The organism is Pseudoxanthomonas jiangsuensis (genome assembly GCF_010093185.1).
GTDB lineage: Bacteria > Pseudomonadota > Gammaproteobacteria > Xanthomonadales > Xanthomonadaceae > Pseudoxanthomonas > Pseudoxanthomonas jiangsuensis.
Genome location: NZ_PDWL01000016.1, coordinates 67786 through 84762, shown reverse-complemented (window position 1 = coordinate 84762; position 16977 = coordinate 67786). Strand labels below are relative to the sequence as shown.

At 73.5% G+C, this 16977-nt stretch carries 11 protein-coding genes and 1 pseudogene; 7 read left to right on the top strand and 5 right to left on the bottom strand.

Annotation, left to right across the window (positions count from 1 at the left end):
• Window positions 1–2: 2 nt before the first annotated feature.
• Window positions 3–1127 (top strand): J domain-containing protein, encoded by a 1125-nt coding sequence (locus tag CSC62_RS11230; RefSeq protein ID WP_162406337.1) that lies wholly within the window; start codon window positions 3–5, stop codon window positions 1125–1127.
• 27 nt (window positions 1128–1154) lie between these two features.
• On the opposite strand, the gene CSC62_RS11225 is transcribed toward CSC62_RS11230, so the two are convergent.
• The gene (locus tag CSC62_RS11225; protein WP_162406335.1) at window positions 1155–2945 is read right to left on the bottom strand and encodes a glycoside hydrolase family 43 protein; all 1791 of its coding nucleotides are present in this window, start codon (window positions 2943–2945) and stop codon (window positions 1155–1157) included.
• A gap of 172 nt (window positions 2946–3117) precedes the next feature.
• Here CSC62_RS11225 and rlmH point away from each other — a divergent pair, with 172 nt between their 5' ends.
• Window positions 3118–3588, top strand: a complete 471-nt coding sequence (gene rlmH / locus CSC62_RS11220; protein ID WP_162406333.1) for a 23S rRNA (pseudouridine(1915)-N(3))-methyltransferase RlmH — start codon at window positions 3118–3120, stop codon at window positions 3586–3588.
• A 74-nt stretch (window positions 3589–3662) separates the two neighbouring features.
• Here rlmH and CSC62_RS11215 read toward each other — a convergent pair whose 3' ends face one another.
• Window positions 3663–4322 carry an energy transducer TonB gene (locus CSC62_RS11215; RefSeq protein ID WP_162406331.1) on the bottom strand — a complete coding sequence of 220 codons (660 nt, stop codon included), beginning with the start codon at window positions 4320–4322 and terminating at the stop codon, window positions 3663–3665.
• 887 nt (window positions 4323–5209) lie between these two features.
• Entirely contained in the window at window positions 5210–5932 is a 723-nt protein-coding gene (locus CSC62_RS11210) for an SIMPL domain-containing protein (RefSeq protein ID WP_162406329.1), read from the bottom strand.
• Window positions 5933–6103: 171 nt separating this feature from the next.
• Between CSC62_RS11210 and CSC62_RS11205 the strand changes: the two genes are divergently transcribed.
• From CSC62_RS11205 to CSC62_RS18180, 3 genes are all read left to right on the top strand, one after another.
• On the top strand, window positions 6104–6736 hold the full coding sequence (locus CSC62_RS11205; protein WP_162406327.1) for a Maf family protein: 633 nt from the start codon (window positions 6104–6106) through the stop codon (window positions 6734–6736).
• Window positions 6737–6744: 8 nt separating this feature from the next.
• The gene (gene rng, locus CSC62_RS11200; RefSeq protein ID WP_162406396.1) at window positions 6745–8232 is read left to right on the top strand and encodes a ribonuclease G; all 1488 of its coding nucleotides are present in this window, start codon (window positions 6745–6747) and stop codon (window positions 8230–8232) included.
• A 138-nt stretch (window positions 8233–8370) separates the two neighbouring features.
• On the top strand, window positions 8371–12441 hold the full coding sequence (locus CSC62_RS18180; RefSeq protein WP_162406325.1) for a YhdP family protein: 4071 nt from the start codon (window positions 8371–8373) through the stop codon (window positions 12439–12441).
• A gap of 17 nt (window positions 12442–12458) precedes the next feature.
• Here CSC62_RS18180 and CSC62_RS11190 read toward each other — a convergent pair.
• Window positions 12459–13183, bottom strand: a pseudogene (locus CSC62_RS11190) (DUF6065 family protein).
• A gap of 140 nt (window positions 13184–13323) precedes the next feature.
• Between CSC62_RS11190 and tldD the strand changes: the two are divergent.
• The gene (tldD, locus tag CSC62_RS11185) at window positions 13324–14769 is read left to right on the top strand and encodes a metalloprotease TldD (protein WP_162406323.1); all 1446 of its coding nucleotides are present in this window, start codon (window positions 13324–13326) and stop codon (window positions 14767–14769) included.
• 58 nt (window positions 14770–14827) lie between these two features.
• Here tldD and yjgA read toward each other — a convergent pair whose 3' ends face one another.
• Entirely contained in the window at window positions 14828–15439 is a 612-nt protein-coding gene (gene yjgA / locus CSC62_RS11180; RefSeq protein WP_162406321.1) for a ribosome biogenesis factor YjgA, read from the bottom strand.
• Between the two features lie 138 nt (window positions 15440–15577).
• On the opposite strand from yjgA, the gene pmbA reads away from it, so the two are divergent.
• On the top strand, window positions 15578–16948 hold the full coding sequence (gene pmbA / locus CSC62_RS11175) for a metalloprotease PmbA (RefSeq protein ID WP_162406319.1): 1371 nt from the start codon (window positions 15578–15580) through the stop codon (window positions 16946–16948).
• Window positions 16949–16977 lie beyond the last annotated feature (29 nt).

Below are 16977 nucleotides of genomic sequence, written 5' to 3'. Positions count from 1 at the left end.
CGATGGGTACGCCCGGATCCGGCGAGCGTCCGGCCGTGCGCGTGCCGGCCATGGCCGGCGGCGGCGACGGTACGCTGCCTGACGCGGCTTCGTCGCCGGCACGCCGGCGCTTCGACGGGCTGAGGCACAGGATCGAGCAGGAACGCGCCCTGCTGCGGGCCTGGGGCGAAGCCTTGCCGCGCTGGCACCGGCGCTACCACGAGCAGGCCGTGCCGCTGTTCGAGCGCCGCGAGGCGCTGGACCTGGAACGGGTGTCCCGGCTCGACCACGCGCACGCCGGCTTCGGCCTGGGCAAGGCCGAGCGCGGCTTCCTGTCGGACCTGATCCGCGAGCTGGCCGGTGCGCTGGCCGGGCAGGGCCGGGCGGATCTCGAGCCGCTGCTTGCACGCCACACCGGCTCGGATTCCGGCCAGGTACAGGCGGCCGCCGACGCCCGCATGCGCCAGGCGGTGGCCGAGCATTTCGGCCTGGATCCGGAAGACGTGGACGGGATCGAGGTGCCCGAGGCGCTGCTGCAGCGCCTGCGCGAACGCGAACGGATGCGGCAGGCGCATGCCGAGGGGCGCGGCGAGCGCAGGCGTGCGGGCAAGGCCCGGCGGGCGACGGCCGCCAGCCCCGGCGAGGGCACGGCGATGCCGCTGCGCGAGCTGTACCGCCGGCTGGCCGCGGCCCTGCATCCGGACCGCGAGCCGGACCCGGACGAACGCGCGCGCAAGACCGCGCTCATGCAGAGGCTCAACCAGGCCTACCGCGCCGGCAGCCTGCTGGAGCTGATCGAGCTGCAGCTGGAGATCGGCCAGCTGCAGCCGCAGCAGCTGCGCAGGATGGATGCGGCGCGGATCGACGACTACAACCGCGATCTCGAGCGCCAGCTCGCGGAGGTCGGCCGGGAGCGGGCGCGGATGGAGGCCGCCTTCCGCGCCGACTACGGCCTGGGCGATGGCGTGCGTCTGGATCCGGCGCGGCTGGACACGTTGCTGGCGCGGATCAAGCGCCAGCTGGCCGACGAGATCGCATGGCTGGAGGACGACCTGCGCCGCCTGCAGGATCCGGCGGAATTCAGGCGCTGGCTCAAGGACCAGCGCCGGCAACACGTCCCGCTGGACGATCCCGACGCCGACGGTTGATCGGTGCGGTCGCCGGCAAGCCGGCCCCTACAGCGGCGCGCGCCCGGCGTAGACCCCGAATACCGCGCCGGTGAAGCCACCGGCCACCGCGGTGCTGAGCAGGGTGCCGTCCATGCCGGCGAGCAGGGTGCGCCAGCGGCCTTCCTCGAGCGCGTACTGGAACTCGTAGCGGTCCCCGCGCGCGCGGATGCGCAGGTAGAGCGGCTGCCCGGCGACGCTGTCCGGCAGCGTCGCCGCGGCCAGGCGGGTGCCGGTCCGGTCCTGGCCGCGGACGCGGCCGTCGCGCCGGTCCAGGACCACCGCCAGGCGCTCGCCCTGGCGGACCAGCGCCAGCAGGTACCAGTAGTCCTCGTTCTGGAACGCGGCCAGGCCGGCGGTGTCGCCGTCGCGCGCCGGGGCGAAGCGGACCACAGTGCTGACGTCGGCATCCTGGTGCTGCTGGCGCCGGGCCAGGAACGAGGGATTGCCGCGGTCGCCCAGGCGCACTTCGCGCGCCTGCAGCCACAGCGCACCATCGGCCAGCCGGTGCCATTCCGAGCGCGGATTGCGCGGGGTGATCCAGGACGGCGCAAGTGCCGGGCGGTCGAAGTCGTCGTTGACGGCGAAACTGCCGGAGGTCGGCACAGGCGCCGTACCCGGCGGCAGCCGCGGCGCGTCCAGCGCGTAGGGCACCGGCTGGCCGGGCTCGCCGATCCGCGGCCAGCCGTCGGCGGTCCAGGCCACCGGCAGCAGGAAGGTCTCGCGCCCGGTGTTGACGTAGTGGCCGTCCAGCGGCGGGTAGGGCCGGTTGCCGAGGAACACCGCCCACCAGTCGCCGTCCTGGGTCCGGACGAAATCGGCGTGGCCGGTGGAGGTGACCGGGAACGGCCGCTCGCGCGGCAGGTCGCGCTGGGTCAACGCCGGATTGCCGGACCAGGCGACGTACGGGCCTTCGACCCGGCGGCTGCGCAGGACCACCTGGCGGTGCATCTCGCCGGTACCGCCCTCGGCCGCCGTGAGGTAGTACCAGCCGTCGCGCTTGAACAGGTGCGGGCCTTCGACGTATTCGGGCTTCTGCGCCGGGTTGATGCCGCCGTCCAGGATCACCGTGCGCGGGCCGACGGTGCGCATCGCCTGCGGATCGAACTGCTGCAGCCAGATCGCGCGGTGGCCGGTGTAGCGCTCCTTGCCGCCTTCCGGCAGGTCGTTGTTGACGATCCAGGCGCGGCCGTCATCGTCGAAGAACAGCGACGGATCGATCCCGCCGGCCAGGTCCGGCAGCCACACCGGGTCCGACCACGGCCCGGCCGGGTCGGTGGCGGTGATCACGAAGTTGCCGCCGCAGGCCGGGAAGCAGGTGTTGGCGATCCAGAAGCGGCCATCGTGGTATTCGATCGCCGGCGCGAACACGCCGTTGACCAGGTCGTGCGCGCCGAAGTCCAGCTGGTCGGGGCGGTCGATGGCGTTGCCGATCTGGGTCCAGTGGACCAGGTCGGTGCTGTGGAACACGGGAATGCCCGGGAACCAGCCGAAGGTCGAGGTCACCAGGTAGTAGTCGCCGCCGACCCGCACCACGCTCGGGTCGGGATGGAAGCCCTTGATGACCGGATTGCGGAACTGGCCGGGCGCGGGCGGATGGGCCATGTCGGCCGGATCGCTGCCCTCGTAGCGGAACCAATCGAACGCGGCGACCGGTGCCGTAGGCGATGACGTCTGCGCCGTGTGGTCCTTCCCCTCCTGTGCGGCCCAGGCGATGGAGGCATGGCTGGCCGCCAGCAGCGCGGCGAGCAGCGCGATGCGCCAGGGCGGCGCGTTGTGCGCGTTGATGCGACGACCCATGCGTTTCCCCTCCCAGGGCGGCGGACGTGCGTGCGGTGCCGGACCGTAGCACGCGGCCTGCGCGGCATGGCAGCGCTGCGCTGGCGGAATACGTCGGAACAGGCGCATGCCGACGACATGGGGCTTCCTGGCAGCGGCGTGGCGCATGCGTGCCGGGGGCTATCATGCGCGGATGAAGGCACGACTGATCGCCACCGGCGAACGCGCACCGTCCTGGGTGGCCGAAGGCTTCGGCGAATACCGCAAGCGGCTCTCGCACTGGCTGCCGCTGGAACTGGTGGAAGTGGAGCCGGGCCTGCGCGGCAAGGGCCGCGATCCGCACCGGGCGATCGAGGACGAGGGCCGGCGGGTGCTGGCCGCGCTGCCGAAGAACGCGCACGTGGTCGCGCTGGACGTGCCGGGCAAGGCCTGGTCGTCCGAGCAGCTGGCGGTGCGCATGGAGCACTGGCGCCAGCAGGGCCGCGACCTGGCGTTCCTGATCGGCGGCCCGGAAGGGCACGCCCCGGAGGTGCTGGCGGCCGCCTCCGAATCCTGGTCGCTGGGGCCGCTGACCCTGCCGCACATGCTGGTGCGGCTGGTGGTGGCCGAGCAGCTGTACCGCGCCGCGGCGCTGCTGGCCAACCATCCCTACCACCGCGCCTGAGCGCGGCCGGCACGGGATGCCGCATGGAGCCTGCCCGCGCGCGTCGTCCGATGCGCGCGGGCACGGCCTGTCCATCACTGCAGGCTGAAGCCGATCGGCACCAGGCCCCAGGCCTGGACGGCGCGGCCGTCGCGCATCGCCGGTTCGAACGTCCAGCTGCGCTGCACCTGGCGCACGGCCTCGCGGTCGAGCGAGCGGTGGCCGCTGCTGCGCTCGACGCCCACTTCCAGCGGCCTGCCGTCGATGTCCACCAGCACCCGCAGCAGCACGGTGCCTTCGGCGCCGGCGCGCAGGGCGTCGCGCGGGTAGGGCGGCGGCGGGGCGACGGCGTAGCGCAGCTCGGCGCCCTGCAACGGATTGGGGTCCCAGGCGGGGGCGATGTCGGGCGGGCCGACGGCGTCGGTGGCCGGATCGGCGGGCAGGCTGCCCTGGTCGACGACGGCGGGCAGCCGCAGCGGTTGCGGGGTCTGCACCGCAGCCGGCTGCGGGCGTGGCGGGACTTGGGTGCGCGGCTGCTCGACGGGTTTGGGCGGCAGCGGGGTGGCGGGCAGGACGCGCTCGACCTTCCAGCGTTCGGGCGCCGGTTCCGGTCGCAGGTCGGGCAGGGAGGCCTGGGTCAGCGGCAGCAGCAGGACCAGCAGGGCCAGGGCGTGGACGGCCAGGGCGAAGCTGGTGGCGAGGATGCGGGAGGGATCCAGGCGGGTCTGGGCCTGGGACGGCAGCGTGCGAACCATGATCCACCTCCATTGCGGGAATGACGGGGGAAACAACGCACGGACAGGGCGGCCGGGGTTGGCCGCGATGGCCGGGTTCCAGACTGCGCCCGCAGGGGCGGGGTCTTCAAGCGTCCGCGGCGGGGATTCGACCAAGGTCTTAGGCGGTCATTACCGCAACTGCAACTGCAAAGGCATTGGGTTTGGCTGTCTTCGGGCTGAGCCGCGGCGAACCGGCCGTGTCGTGGCCGCTCGGGCGCACATCCGTGTGCGCACGCGCTACCGCGGACATCCCTGTCCGCTGCCCCAACACAACCGGTCCGCCGCGTCTTCTGCGCGCGGTGGGTTCGTTACTTCTATCAGCCGTCGTCCCGGCGAACGCCGGGACCCAGCGCCTTGCTTCTCCGCTTTGCTGTGCTCCTCCTGTAGGAGCCGGTCTTGCCGGCGACCGTGGAGGCGGACGGATCACTGGCAGCCGGTTTCACGCAGACGCCTCCACCATGGCGGTCGCCGGCAAGGCCGGCTCCTACAAGGGAAGCAAAGACACTGGGTCTCGGCGTTCGCCGGGACGACGGCAGTGGGGAAAGACGCAGCAAAGCCTGAAGAGCAGAAGCAACCGAAGCGGTGACCTCCAAAGCCGCAGAGGCCGTCGTGCCTTGGGTCTGCGGGGCAAGTGGCACAGGGATGTGCCACGGCCGCGCGTTGCGGGCAGGACGCCCGCCCGAGCGGTGCACCGCAGACCCAAGGCACGGCGGCCCCTTCCGAAGCCGGCGCTCTTACGCCATCCCTTCCGTGCGGCGGCCCGGTCCGAAGTCGATGTCTCTGCGCAGGCCACCCTCGACCAAGCCAAAAAGCAGCAGCCCGGCATCGAGCCGGGCTGCAGGTGGAACGCTTTGCAGCTCGAAACCTCAGCGCCCCAGCTCGAACACCACGTCCAGCGAGACCGACACGCTGCTCTCGCCCGCGGCCACCGGCGTGCTGTCGAAGGCCTCGGCCTTCATCATCGCCATCCGCGGCATCGGCATCGGGACCGCGCCACCGCCCTCGCCGATGCTTACGATCCGGCGCACCCGCAGGCCCAGCGCCTTGGCGTAGGTCTCGGCCCGGGCCTGGGCCAGCTTCAGCGCGTCCAGCCGCGCCTGGTCGTACAGCGGCTCGGGCTCGTCGATGCCGAAGCTGGGGCCGTTGATCTGGTTGGAGCCGCTGGCCACCAGCGCGTCCAGCACCTTGCCCATCTTCGACACGTCGCGCAGCTTGACGTTGACCGTGTTGCTGGCCTGGTAACCGGTGATCGCCGGCGGCTGGTTCTCGGCGTAGCGGTACTGCGGCTGCAGGTGGATGCCGCTGGTCTGCACGTCCTTCTCGGCCACCCCGGCCGCCTTCAGCGCGGCCAGCACCTTGTTCATCAGCTCGGCATTCTGGCGCATGGCGCCGTTGCCGTCGGCGGCCTGGGTGACCACCCCGGCCGAGATCGTGGCGATGTCCGGGGCGCGGCTGGCCTCGGCCTGGGCCGAGACCGACAGCAGGGTGGCGTCGGCCGGCAACGGGGCGGTGGCGGTCTGCCCGGCCGCCGGGGCGGACAGGGCCAGGACGGCGAGCGGGGCCAGGATCGAAGCCAGGAAACTGCGCATGGGTGGATCTCCTTGTTGGATGACGGACCCGGCCGGGGCCGGGCACGCGCGTCGGTGCGCGGCAGGGTCGGGTCGCCGGGATGAACGCGCCGTGAGCCCGGGCGGGGTTCGGGCGCCGGATGCCACACCTTGCCACCGTTCAGGCCCATGCCGCGGGTTATCCTTCCGCCCATGCTGCACCTGGCCTCGAAATCGCCCCGCCGGGCCGAACTGCTGGACCGTCTCGGCCTGACCTACCGCCTGCTCGACGTCGACGTCCCGGAAGTCCGGGCGCCGGCGGAGGGCGCGGCCGACTACGTGCGCCGGGTGGCGCGGGAGAAGGCCCGCGCCGGCTGGGCCCGGGTGGCCGCCGAAGCGGGCGCCCGGGTGCTCGGTGCCGACACCGAGGTGGTGCTGGGCGAGGAGGTGTTCGGCAAGCCGGCCGACGCCGCCGACGCGGCGGCGATGCTGCGCCGGCTGTCCGCGCGCGAACACACCGTGCTCTCGGCGGTGGTGGTGATCGACGCCGGCGGCGAGCGCGAGGTCCTGTCCACCACCATCGTGCGCTTCGCTGCGCTGGACGAGGCCGCGATCGCCGCCTACGTGGCCACCGGCGAGGCGCTGGGCAAGGCCGGCGCCTATGCCATCCAGGGCCGGGCCGAGGCCTTCGTCGAACACCTGTCCGGCTCCTATTCCGGGGTGATGGGCCTGCCCCTGCACGAGACCGCGCGCCTGCTGGGCGCCGGTCCGGCTCCGGCCGGGGACCGGGCGGCTGGCGACGGAGCGGCTGCGCATGCGCACGCCGGCGCCGCGGTGGCCGGGTGAGCGCGGTCGTGTCCGAGGAGATCCTGGTCAACGTCACCCCGCGCGAGACCCGCGTGGCGGTGGTCGAGAGCGGCATGCTGCAGGAGCTGCACATCGAGCGCGGCTGGCGCCGCGGCGTGGTCGGCAACATCTACAAGGGCAAGGTCCAGCGGGTGATGCCGGGGATGCAGGCGGCCTTCGTCGAGGTCGGGCTGGAGCGCGCCGCGTTCCTGCACGCCAACGACGTGGTCCGGCCGGCGCCGGTGGACGCCGGCCTGGCCGACGACAGCCCGCCGCACCCGCTGCCCACGCCCTCGATCGTCGAGCTCCTGCGCGACGGCCAGGAGATCGTGGTCCAGGTGGTCAAGGACCCGATCGGGACCAAGGGCGCGCGCCTGACCACCCAGATCAGCATCCCCTCGCGCTACCTGGTGCTGCTGCCGCAGTCGCGCAGCGTCGGGGTCTCGGCGCGGATCGAGGACGAGGCCGAGCGCCTGCGGCTGAAGACCCTGGTCTCGGACCTGGCCGCCAGCCACGGCGGCCACGGCTACATCGTCCGCACCAACGCCGAAGGCCAGCCGGCCGAGGCCCTGGCCGAGGACATCGCCTACCTGTCGCGGGTCTGGAACGTGGTCGAGCGCCGCGGCCGCGAGGCCGCGCCGTGCACCGTCATCTACGAGGACCTGAGCCTGCCCCTGCGCTCGGTCCGCGACCTGATCCGCAAGGACGTGGAGAAGGTGCGGGTGGACTCGCGCGACACCTACGACCGGCTGCAGGCCTTCGTCGCCAAGTACATGCCGGTGCTGGGCGAGAAGCTGGAGCTGTACACCGGCGACCGCCCGATCTTCGACCTCTACGGCGTCGAGGACGAGATCGGCCGCGCCCTGGACAAGCAGGTGCCGCTGAAGTCCGGCGGCTACCTGGTCATCGACCAGACCGAGGCGATGACCACCATCGACGTCAACACCGGCTCGTTCCTGGGCCAGCGCAACCTCGAGGAGACGGTGTATCGCACCAACCTCGAGGCCGCGCAGGCGGTAGCGCGGCAGCTGCGGCTGCGCAACCTGGGCGGGATCATCATCATCGACTTCATCGACATGGTCGATCCGGAGCACCGCCGCCAGGTGTTGCGGACCCTGGAGAAGTCGCTGGCGCGCGACCACGCCAAGACCACGGTGTACGACTTCTCGCCGCTCGGCCTGGTCGAGATGACCCGCAAGCGCACCGTCGAGAGCCTGGAGCGGCAGCTGTCGGAGACCTGCCCGCAGTGCAGCGGGCGCGGTTCGGTCAAGACCACCGAGACGGTGACCTACGAGATCTTCCGCGAGATCACCCGCGCGGTGCGCCAGTTCGAGGCCGCGCGCCTGCTGGTGATCGCCTCGGCCAAGGTGGTCGCCAGGATCACCGAGGAGGAGTCGGCCGCGGTGGCCGAGCTGGAGGAGTTCCTCGGCAAGTCGATCCGGTTCCAGGCCGACGAGCAGTACCTGCAGGAGCAGTTCGATGTGGTCCTGCTCTGAGGCCACGGCCCGGACAGGACGCAGGGACGCGCAGGCAGGCAGGAAGGCGGGGGAGACGATGCGGTTCGCGCCGCAGGCGCGCGTGCGCCATGCCCTTGCAGGCGCCGGCCGCCGCGTCCGGCCGCGGGCGCCGCGCTGATGCACACCCCCCTGCGCCGCCGCCTGCGCCTGGCCCGCCGCTGGGCCGCCTACCTGGTGGCCGTGGCCCTGGTCGTGCTGGCGCTGGTGCTGGGCGCCAGCAGCCAGCTGCTGCCGCTGGCCGAACGCCATCCCGAGCGGATCGCCGCCTGGCTGAGCGAGAAGGCCCGGCGGCCGGTCGCGTTCGAGCGGGTGGAGACCGAGTGGACCCGGCGCGGCCCTTTGCTGCGCCTGGACGGCCTGCGCATCGGCGAGGGCGACGGCGCGGTCCGGATCGGCGATGCCGAGGTGCTGGTCTCGCTCTACGCCGGCCTCTGGCCGGGGCGCTCGTTCACCGAGCTGCGCCTGCACGGGCCGGCCCTGGCCCTGCAGCGCCACGACGACGGCCGCTGGTCGATCCGCGGCCTGCCCACCGCCGGCGGCCGCCGGGTCGATCCGTTCGAGTACCTGGAAGGGCTGGGCGAACTGCAGGTGATCGGCGGCCGGCTGGAGGTGGACGCGCCGCAGCTGGGCCTGGACGCGACCATCCCGCGGATCGACCTGCGCCTGCGGGTGGACGGCGCGCGGGTGCGCGCCGGCCTGCGCGGCTGGATCGACGCCGGGGCCGACGCCAACACTGAACCGCTGGCGCTGGCCCTGGATTTCGACCGCGGCCGCGGCGACGGCCGCGCCTACCTCGATCTGGACAGCGAGGACCTGGCGGCCTGGGCGCCGCTGCTGCGGCATGCCGGGATCGCGCCCAGCGCCGGCCGCGGCCGGGTCGAGGCCTGGGGCGAGCTGCGCGGACACCGGGTGGTGCTGGTCACCGGCCAGTTCCACCTGCGCCACGTCGTGCTCGACGGCGCGCCCTTGCCGGAGCGGGCGCAGCCGCCGCAGCAGGCCTTCGACGAGCTGCGCGGGCGCCTGCGCTGGCGCCTGGTCGCCGGCGGCTGGCGCCTGGATGCGCCTGTGCTGCGGGGGGGCGACGCGCACGGGGCGCAGCAGCTGGATGGCCTGACCCTGGCCGGCGGCCGCCGCTACGCGATCGCCGCCGAACGGATCGACGCCGCGCCTTTGCTGGCGCTGGCCGCGCTCAGCGACCGCCTGCCGGCGGCGCGCCGGGCCTGGCTGCTGCAGGCCGCGCCGCGGCTGCAGGTCTCGGCGCTGGAGCTGGCCGGCGAACGCGACGGTCCCTTGCGCCTGCAGGGCCGCCTGGACGGGCTGGCGTTCGCCTCGGTCGGCAACAGCCCGGGCATGGCCGGGCTGGCCGGGCGCTTCGAAGGCGATGGCCAGGGTTGGGAACTGGCGCTGGACCCGGACAGCACGCTGCGGCTGGACTGGCCGCACGGCTTCGGCGTGGTCCACGAGGTGAAGCTGGAAGGCAGCGTGCTCGGCTGGCGCGAGGGCGCCGGCTGGCAGGTCGCTACCCCGGCGCTGCACGTGCGCGGCCAGGATTACGGCGCGCAGGTGCGCGGCGGGCTGTGGTTCCAGGGCGACGGCAGCCGGCCGTGGATCGACCTGGCCGCCGAGCTGGACGACGCGGCGGTGCCGGCGGCCAAGAAGTTCTGGCTGCGCCATTCGATGCCGCCGGCGGCGGTGCGGTGGCTGGACATGGCGCTGGAGGACGGCACCGTGCGCGACGGCCGCGCGCTGGTCTCCGGCGACCTGGACGACTGGCCGTTCACCCACCGCGACGGGCTGTTCGAGGCGCGCGCGCGGATCGCCGGCGGCCGCTTCCGTTTCCAGCAGGAATGGCCGGCGCTGGAGGGCACCGAGGCGGACGTGGCGTTCATCGCCAACGGCTTCACCGTGCGCGGCCACGGCGACCTGGCCGGGGTGCCGGTGCGGCGCTTCGAGGCCGGGATCGCCGATTACGGCGACGCGCCCCTGCAGGTGCGCGCCGAGGCCGCGGCCGACGCCGCGCGCTTCCTGGCCCTGCTGCGGCGCAGCCCGCTGCACGCGCGCCAGGGCGAGACCCTGGACAACCTCGCCGCGTCCGGCCCGGCGCGCGCCAGCTTCGCCCTGGACCTGCCGCTGCGCGCCGGCCACGGCCCCGCCAGGTTCTCCGGCACGGTCGACCTGGACGGGGCGAAGCTGGCGGAAAAGCGCTGGAACCTGGCCTTCGACGCGGTCCGCGGCCAGGTCCGCTACGACGGCGACGGCTTCGCCGCCGACGCCCTGCAGGTGGCTTGGGCCGGCCTGCCCGGCACCTTGGCCCTGCGCGCCGGGCCCAGCCACGTGCGTGGCGCCGGCCAGGCCTTCGAGGCCGAGCTGCAGGCGCCGATGGACGCGGCCGGCCTGCTGGCGCGGGCGCCGATGCTGGACTGGCTGGGGCCGTACGTGCGCGGCCGTTCGGCCTGGACCCTGGCGCTGGCGATCCCGGCCGAAGCGCCGGCCGCCAAGGCCGCATCGGGGGGCGGCGCGCGTGCCGCCGCGGCTTCTGGAGCCGGTTCCGGTCCAACTGCGGTCGCCGCGCCTCCCGCCGGCGTGCTGCGCCTGTCCTCGGACCTGGCCGGCACGGTGCTCGACCTGCCCTCGCCGCTGGACAAGCCGGCGGCGCAGGCGCTGCCCACCCGGGTCCAGGTCGGGCTGCCGCTGGGCAGCGGCGACATCGACGTGGCCTTCGGCGAGCGGATGGCGGTGCGGGCGCGCGAGCGCCAGGGCGCCACCGGGGTGCGGGTCACCCTCGGCCGCGGCACGGTGGATGCCGAGCCGCCGGCGTCGGGCCTGGCGGTCGACGGGCGCACCCGCGAGCTGGATGCGCTGGAATGGATCGGGCTGGCCAAGGGCGGCGGCGAAGGCGGCCTGCCGCTGCGCCAGGTGGACGTGCTGGCCGCGCGCCTGCACCTGCTCGGCGGCGAATTCCCGCAGACCCGGCTGCGGCTGCGGCCGGTCGCCGGGGCCCTGGCGGTGAACGTGGACGGGCCGGCGCTGGCCGGCAGCATGACCGTGCCCGAGCGCAGTGGCGAAGCGGTGCAAGGACGGTTCTCGCGGCTGTACTGGCAGCCGGCGGCGGCCACGAACGGTGCAGGCGCCAGCGTGGCTGCGGAAGCGAATGGCGGCGGCGACGCCCGCGTGTCTGCGGTCGACCCGGCCACGCCGTCCGGCCCTGCGACCGCGGCAGCCGGCACGGCCACGGCCGCATCGCCGGCCGGCTCCGATGGTGTACCGATGGCTGCATCGAATCCGGCGACCGAGGCACCGGTCGATCCCGGGTTCGATCCGTCGGCGATCCCGCCGCTGGCCCTGGACATCGACGACCTGCGCTACCGCCAGGCCGCCCTGGGCAGCGTCCAGCTGCGCACCCGGCCGGTGGCCGGCGGGCTGCGGGTGGAGCGGCTGCAGCTGCACTCGGACTGGCAGAAGGCCGAGGTCACTGGCGAGTGGCTGGGCCGCGGTCCCGGTGCGCGCACCCACCTGGCGCTGCAGGTGGACAGCGAGGACATGGGCCGGCTGGTCAGCGGCCTGGGCTATGCGGACTGGCTGGCGCGCGGCGAGGGCACGATCCGGCTGGACGCGAGCTGGCCGGGATCGCCGGCCGGGTTCCAGCTCGGCGCGCTGCAGGGCAACCTGCACATCCAGGCGCGCAACGGCCAGCTGCTGGAGGTGGAGCCGGGCGCCGGGCGGGTCCTGGGCCTGCTCAGCGTGGCCCAGCTGCCGCGGCGGATGATGCTGGATTTCCGCGACTTCTTCTCCAGGGGGTTCGCGTTCAACCGGCTGGAGGGCAACGTGCGCTTCGGCGATGGCGCCGCGCATACCGACGACATGCGGATCGAGGGGCCGGCGGCCGACATCGGCATCCGCGGCCGCACCGACCTGCGGGCGCAGCGCTTCGACCAGACCATCGACGTGCAGCCGCGCGCGGGCAACCTGCTCACGGTGGTGGGCGCGGTCGCGGGCGGTCCGGTGGGCGCGGCGGTGGGCGCGGCGGCCAACGCGGTGCTGGGCAAGCCGCTGGGCGGGATCGGCGCGCGTACCTACCACGTCAGCGGACCGTGGAAGGATCCGAAGGTGGAAGTGATCGACCGCGAGCAGGCGCGCGGGGACGAGGACGGCGGCGGGATGCCGTCCAGCGGCGGCGAACCCCGGTAGCAGCGCCGGGCGTCGGCTCAGTCGCGGGTGAACGGCGGCAGGCGCAGCCGGGTGCGGTGCTGCGGCGCGGGGCAGCCGTGCGCGTCCACGCCGCGGAAGTAGCCGCGCTGCCACTGCTCGCGCGCGGCCTGCGACTGCGGGTCGGGCAGTTCGCCGAGGAAATGGCCGCGGCTGCGCGTCCACTGCCGGTACTGCGCCTCCAGTTCCGGCGCTTCCGACAAAGGTTGCCAGCGCGGCTGCACGTCCTCCAGCAAATCGGTCCGCAAAGGCAGCAGGTGGCAGAACGGTTCGCCGGCCTCGAAGCGGATCCGCCCGGGGCGGGTGAACTTCCAGTTCATGGTAAAGGGGAGGGACTCCAGTCGGTCTCGACCAGGCCGCTGAGCGCGCCGATGCCGTCCCTGGGGCGGTTGAGCGGGCCGGTGGCCAGCAGCTGCACGCCGGTATCGCTGCGGAACAGGCAGGGCACGTGGAAGGTCAGCACGCCGTAGCCGAAGTGGCTCAGCGCCGGTGCGGCGGTGCCGGGATCGGGCCAGACCCGCAGCGATTCGAGCGCGTCGCCGCCGTCCCATTCGGCGTTGAAACCGGTTTGGCACAGCAGCTCCCAGCCCAGCGCGTTGGCCATGTCCAGCGGCAGGCAGCGGTAGGCGTAGTGCTGGTCGGTGCGGTCCATCCACTCGCGCTCGCGCGGGGCGGGGCGGATGTCCAGGGTGTGGCCGTCGATGACGTAGGCGGTCAGGCGCATCGCGATTCCGGCGGTGGGGCCGCGGTGAAGGCGCGGCGGCGGGTTGCTGTCATCATAGGCGCCCTTCGCGCAGGCCCCGTGCCGCGCCGCCTGCGCCTGCCGCGCTTGTCCCGCCCCACGGCCGCCCCCATCCAGTGACGATGACCGATACCGCCCTGACCCTCGCCCAATCCCGCCTGCTGGTGCCCGGCGGCCTCGACCCGTCCGGCCTGGACCGCGCCTTCGGCGCCCTGCTCGGGCCGGGGATCGACTTCGGCGACCTGTATTTCCAGCATTCGCGGCGCGAGAGCTGGACGGTGGAGGACGGGATCGTCAAGGACGGCGCGCACTCGATCGAGCAGGGCGTGGGCGTGCGCGCGATCAGCGGCGAGAAGACCGGCTTCGCCTATTCGGACGACATCAATGCCGAGGCCCTGCGCCTGGCCGCCGGCTCGGCCCGGGCGATCGCCCGCGAGGGCGGGGCGCAGGCGCCGCGGCAGCTGGTGCGCCAGGGCGGACACAGGCTGTACCCGGCGGTCGATCCGGTGGACGGGATGGGCAACGAGGACAAGGTCGAGCTTTTGCGTTCGCTCGACCGGCTGCTGCGCGCAGCCGATCCGCGGGTGATCCAGGTCGCGGTGAGCCTGTCGGGCGGGGTGGACACGGTGCTGGTGGCGCGCAGCGACGGCGTGCTCGGCGCCGACGTGCGCCCACTGGTGCGGCTGAACGTGCAGGTGATCGTCGAGCACCAGGGCCGCCGCGAATCCGGCTACGCCGGCGGCGGCGGGCGCTATTCCTACGAGGAGCTGTTCTCCGGCGGCCGTCCGGAGAAGCTGGCGCGCGAGGCGCTGCGCCAGGCGCTGGTCAACCTCGACGCGATCGACGCGCCGGCCGGGACCATGCCGGTGGTGCTCGGCGCCGGCTGGCCGGGCGTTCTGCTGCACGAGGCGGTCGGCCACGGCCTGGAGGGCGACTTCAACCGCAAGGGCACCTCGACCTACGCCGGCCGGATCGGCCAGCGGGTGGCCTCGCCGGGGGTGACCATCGTCGACGACGGCACCCTGGACGGGCGTCGCGGCTCGCTCAACATCGACGACGAGGGCACGCCCACGCGCTGCACCACGCTGATCGAGGACGGGGTGCTGGTCGGCTACATGCAGGACACGCTCAACGCGCGGCTCATGGGCATGGCCCCGACCGGCAACGGCCGGCGCGAATCGTTCGCCCACCTGGTGATGCCGCGCATGACCAACACCTACATGCTCGCCGGCGGCCACGATCCGCAGGAGATGATCGCCTCGGTGAAGAAGGGCCTGTACGCGGTCAACTTCGGCGGCGGCCAGGTCGACATCACCAGCGGCAAGTACGTGTTCTCGGCGACCGAGGCCTACCTGATCGAGGACGGCAAGGTCACCGCGCCGGTGAAGGGCGCGACCCTGATCGGCAACGGCCCGGAGACGATGCAGAAGGTGCGCATGGTCGGCCACGACCTGGCCCTGGACGAGGGCGTGGGCGTGTGCGGCAAGGACGGGCAGAGCGTGCCGGTGGGCGTGGGCCAGCCGTCGCTGCTGGTCGACGGGCTGACCGTGGGCGGGACTCGCGCGTGAGGGGCGCGGCGTGAGCCATGCCTGGCGGGCGCGCGGCCGGCGGCTGCGCGCGCCGGGATCAGTCTTCGTCGCGCTCGGCGTCGTCGTCGAAGTCGAACGCGTCGCTTGCGGTTTCTTCGCCGGCCTCCTGCGCCTGCGCGGCTTCGGCGCTGCCGGCCAGCAGCAGGTTGCGCAGTTCGCGGAACAGTTCGCGGAAGGCGCGCGGCGGCTTGTTGCGCTTGCGTTCCTCCAGCGTGCTGCGGACCAGCTGGCGCAGGTGCTGGCGGTCGGCGGCAGGGTATTCGTCCAGCAGTTCGGCCAGAGCGGCGTCGCCTTCGGCCAGCAGGCGCTCGCGCCAGGCTTCGACCCGGTGCATGGCGGCCACTTCGCGGCGGGCGGCGACGCCGTCCTCGTCGAGGGCGTCGCGGATGGCGTCCAGGGTCTCGTCGTCCTCGCGCCGCATCTGCTTGGCCAGGTAGGCGAGCTGGCGCTTGCGGGCGATGTGGGCGGTGATCTTGCGGGTGTGCTCCAGGTGCGGGAGCAGGTCGTCGGGGATCGGCAGCTTGGCCAGCTGGGTGGGCGTGAGGCTGGCGAGCTTTCCGGCCAGTTCCAGCACGTCCAGCGCTTCGCGGCGCTGCTGGCTGCGGCTGGGGGAAAGGAATTCGCCGGTGTCTTCGTCGCGTCCGCGCATGGGGCTGGGGCTCTATCGGATGCGGGGATTCTACCTGCGCCGGCCTGACCCGCCGCCTTCCGACGGCCGCACGGCGGCCGCTGACGCCACCTCGAACTCTCCTCAACCCCGAATCCAACCGAATCCACAGGACCCCACGTGAACCACATCGCATCCAACGACGACAGCCACGAGCGGCTGGACCGGCTGGCGGACATCTCGCAGAGGCTGCTGGAGCGGGCGCGGGCGCTGGGCGCCAGCCAGGCCGAGGTCAGCTGCAGCGAGGAGCGCGGGCTCAACGTATCGGTGCGGATGGGCGAGGTGGAGACGGTCGAGTCCACCCGCGACCGCGGGATCGCGGTGACCGTGTACTTCGGCAAGCGCAAGGGCAGCGCCAGCACCGCCGACCTGCACGAGGCCAGCCTGGCGGCGACGGTCGAGCAGGCCTGCGCGATCGCGCGGCACACCGAGGACGATCCGGCCGCGGGCCTGGCCGATGCGGAACTGATGGCGCGCCCGGGCGCGGACGGCCGCTTCCCGGACCTGGACACCTGGCATCCGTGGCGGCTGGACGCCGACGAGGCGGTGGACCTGGCCCTGGCCTGCGAGGCGGCCGGGCGGCAGGCCGATGCGCGGGTGAGCAATTCCGACGGGGCTTCGTTCGGCAGCGGCGAGAGCCTGTCGGTGTACGCCAACAGCCACGGCTTCGTCGGCCGCGAGCGCGAGACCCAGCATTCGCTGGGGCTGGCGCTGATCGCCGGGCAGGGCGAGGGCATGCAGCGCGACGGCTGGTACAGCATCGGCCTGGCGCGCGGGGACCTGGAGGCGCCGGCCGCCATCGGCCGCCGCGCCGCCGAGCGCACCGTCGCCCGCCTGGCGCCACGCAGTGTGCCCACCGGCGAGTACCCGGTGCTGTTCGCCAGCGAGGTGGCGCGTTCGCTGGTCGGGCACCTGCTCGGCGCGGTCTCCGGCGGGGCGCTGTACCGCAAGGCCAGCTTCCTGCTCGACAGCGCGGGCACCCGGCTGTTCCCGGAATGGCTTTCGATCGACGAGCTGCCGTTGCTGCACCATGGCCTGCGCTCGACCGCGTTCGACGGCGACGGCGTGGCCACCCGCGACAACCCGCTGGTGGTGGACGGGGTCCTGCAGCGCTACGTGCTGGGCAGCTATTCGGCACGCAAGCTGGGGTTGCAGACCACGGCCAACGCCGGCGGGGTGCACAACCTGCAGGTCTCGGCGAATGCCGATGGCCTGGAGGAGATGGTCCGCGGCATGGGCCGCGGGCTGCTGGTGACCGAGCTGATGGGCCAGGGGGTCAACGGCGTCACCGGCGACTATTCGCGCGGCGCGGCCGGGTTCTGGGTCGAGGACGGGGCGATCGCCTACCCGGTGGACGAGCTGACCATCGCCGGCAACCTGCGGGCGATGTTCGCCCGGATCGAGGCGGTGGGCCGCGAATTCGACCCGCGCTCGCACATACGCACCGGTCCGGTCCTGTTGGGACGGATGACGGTTGCCGGTGGCGGTTGATATCCTCCGCGGCGGGGCGAGCGCGGCAG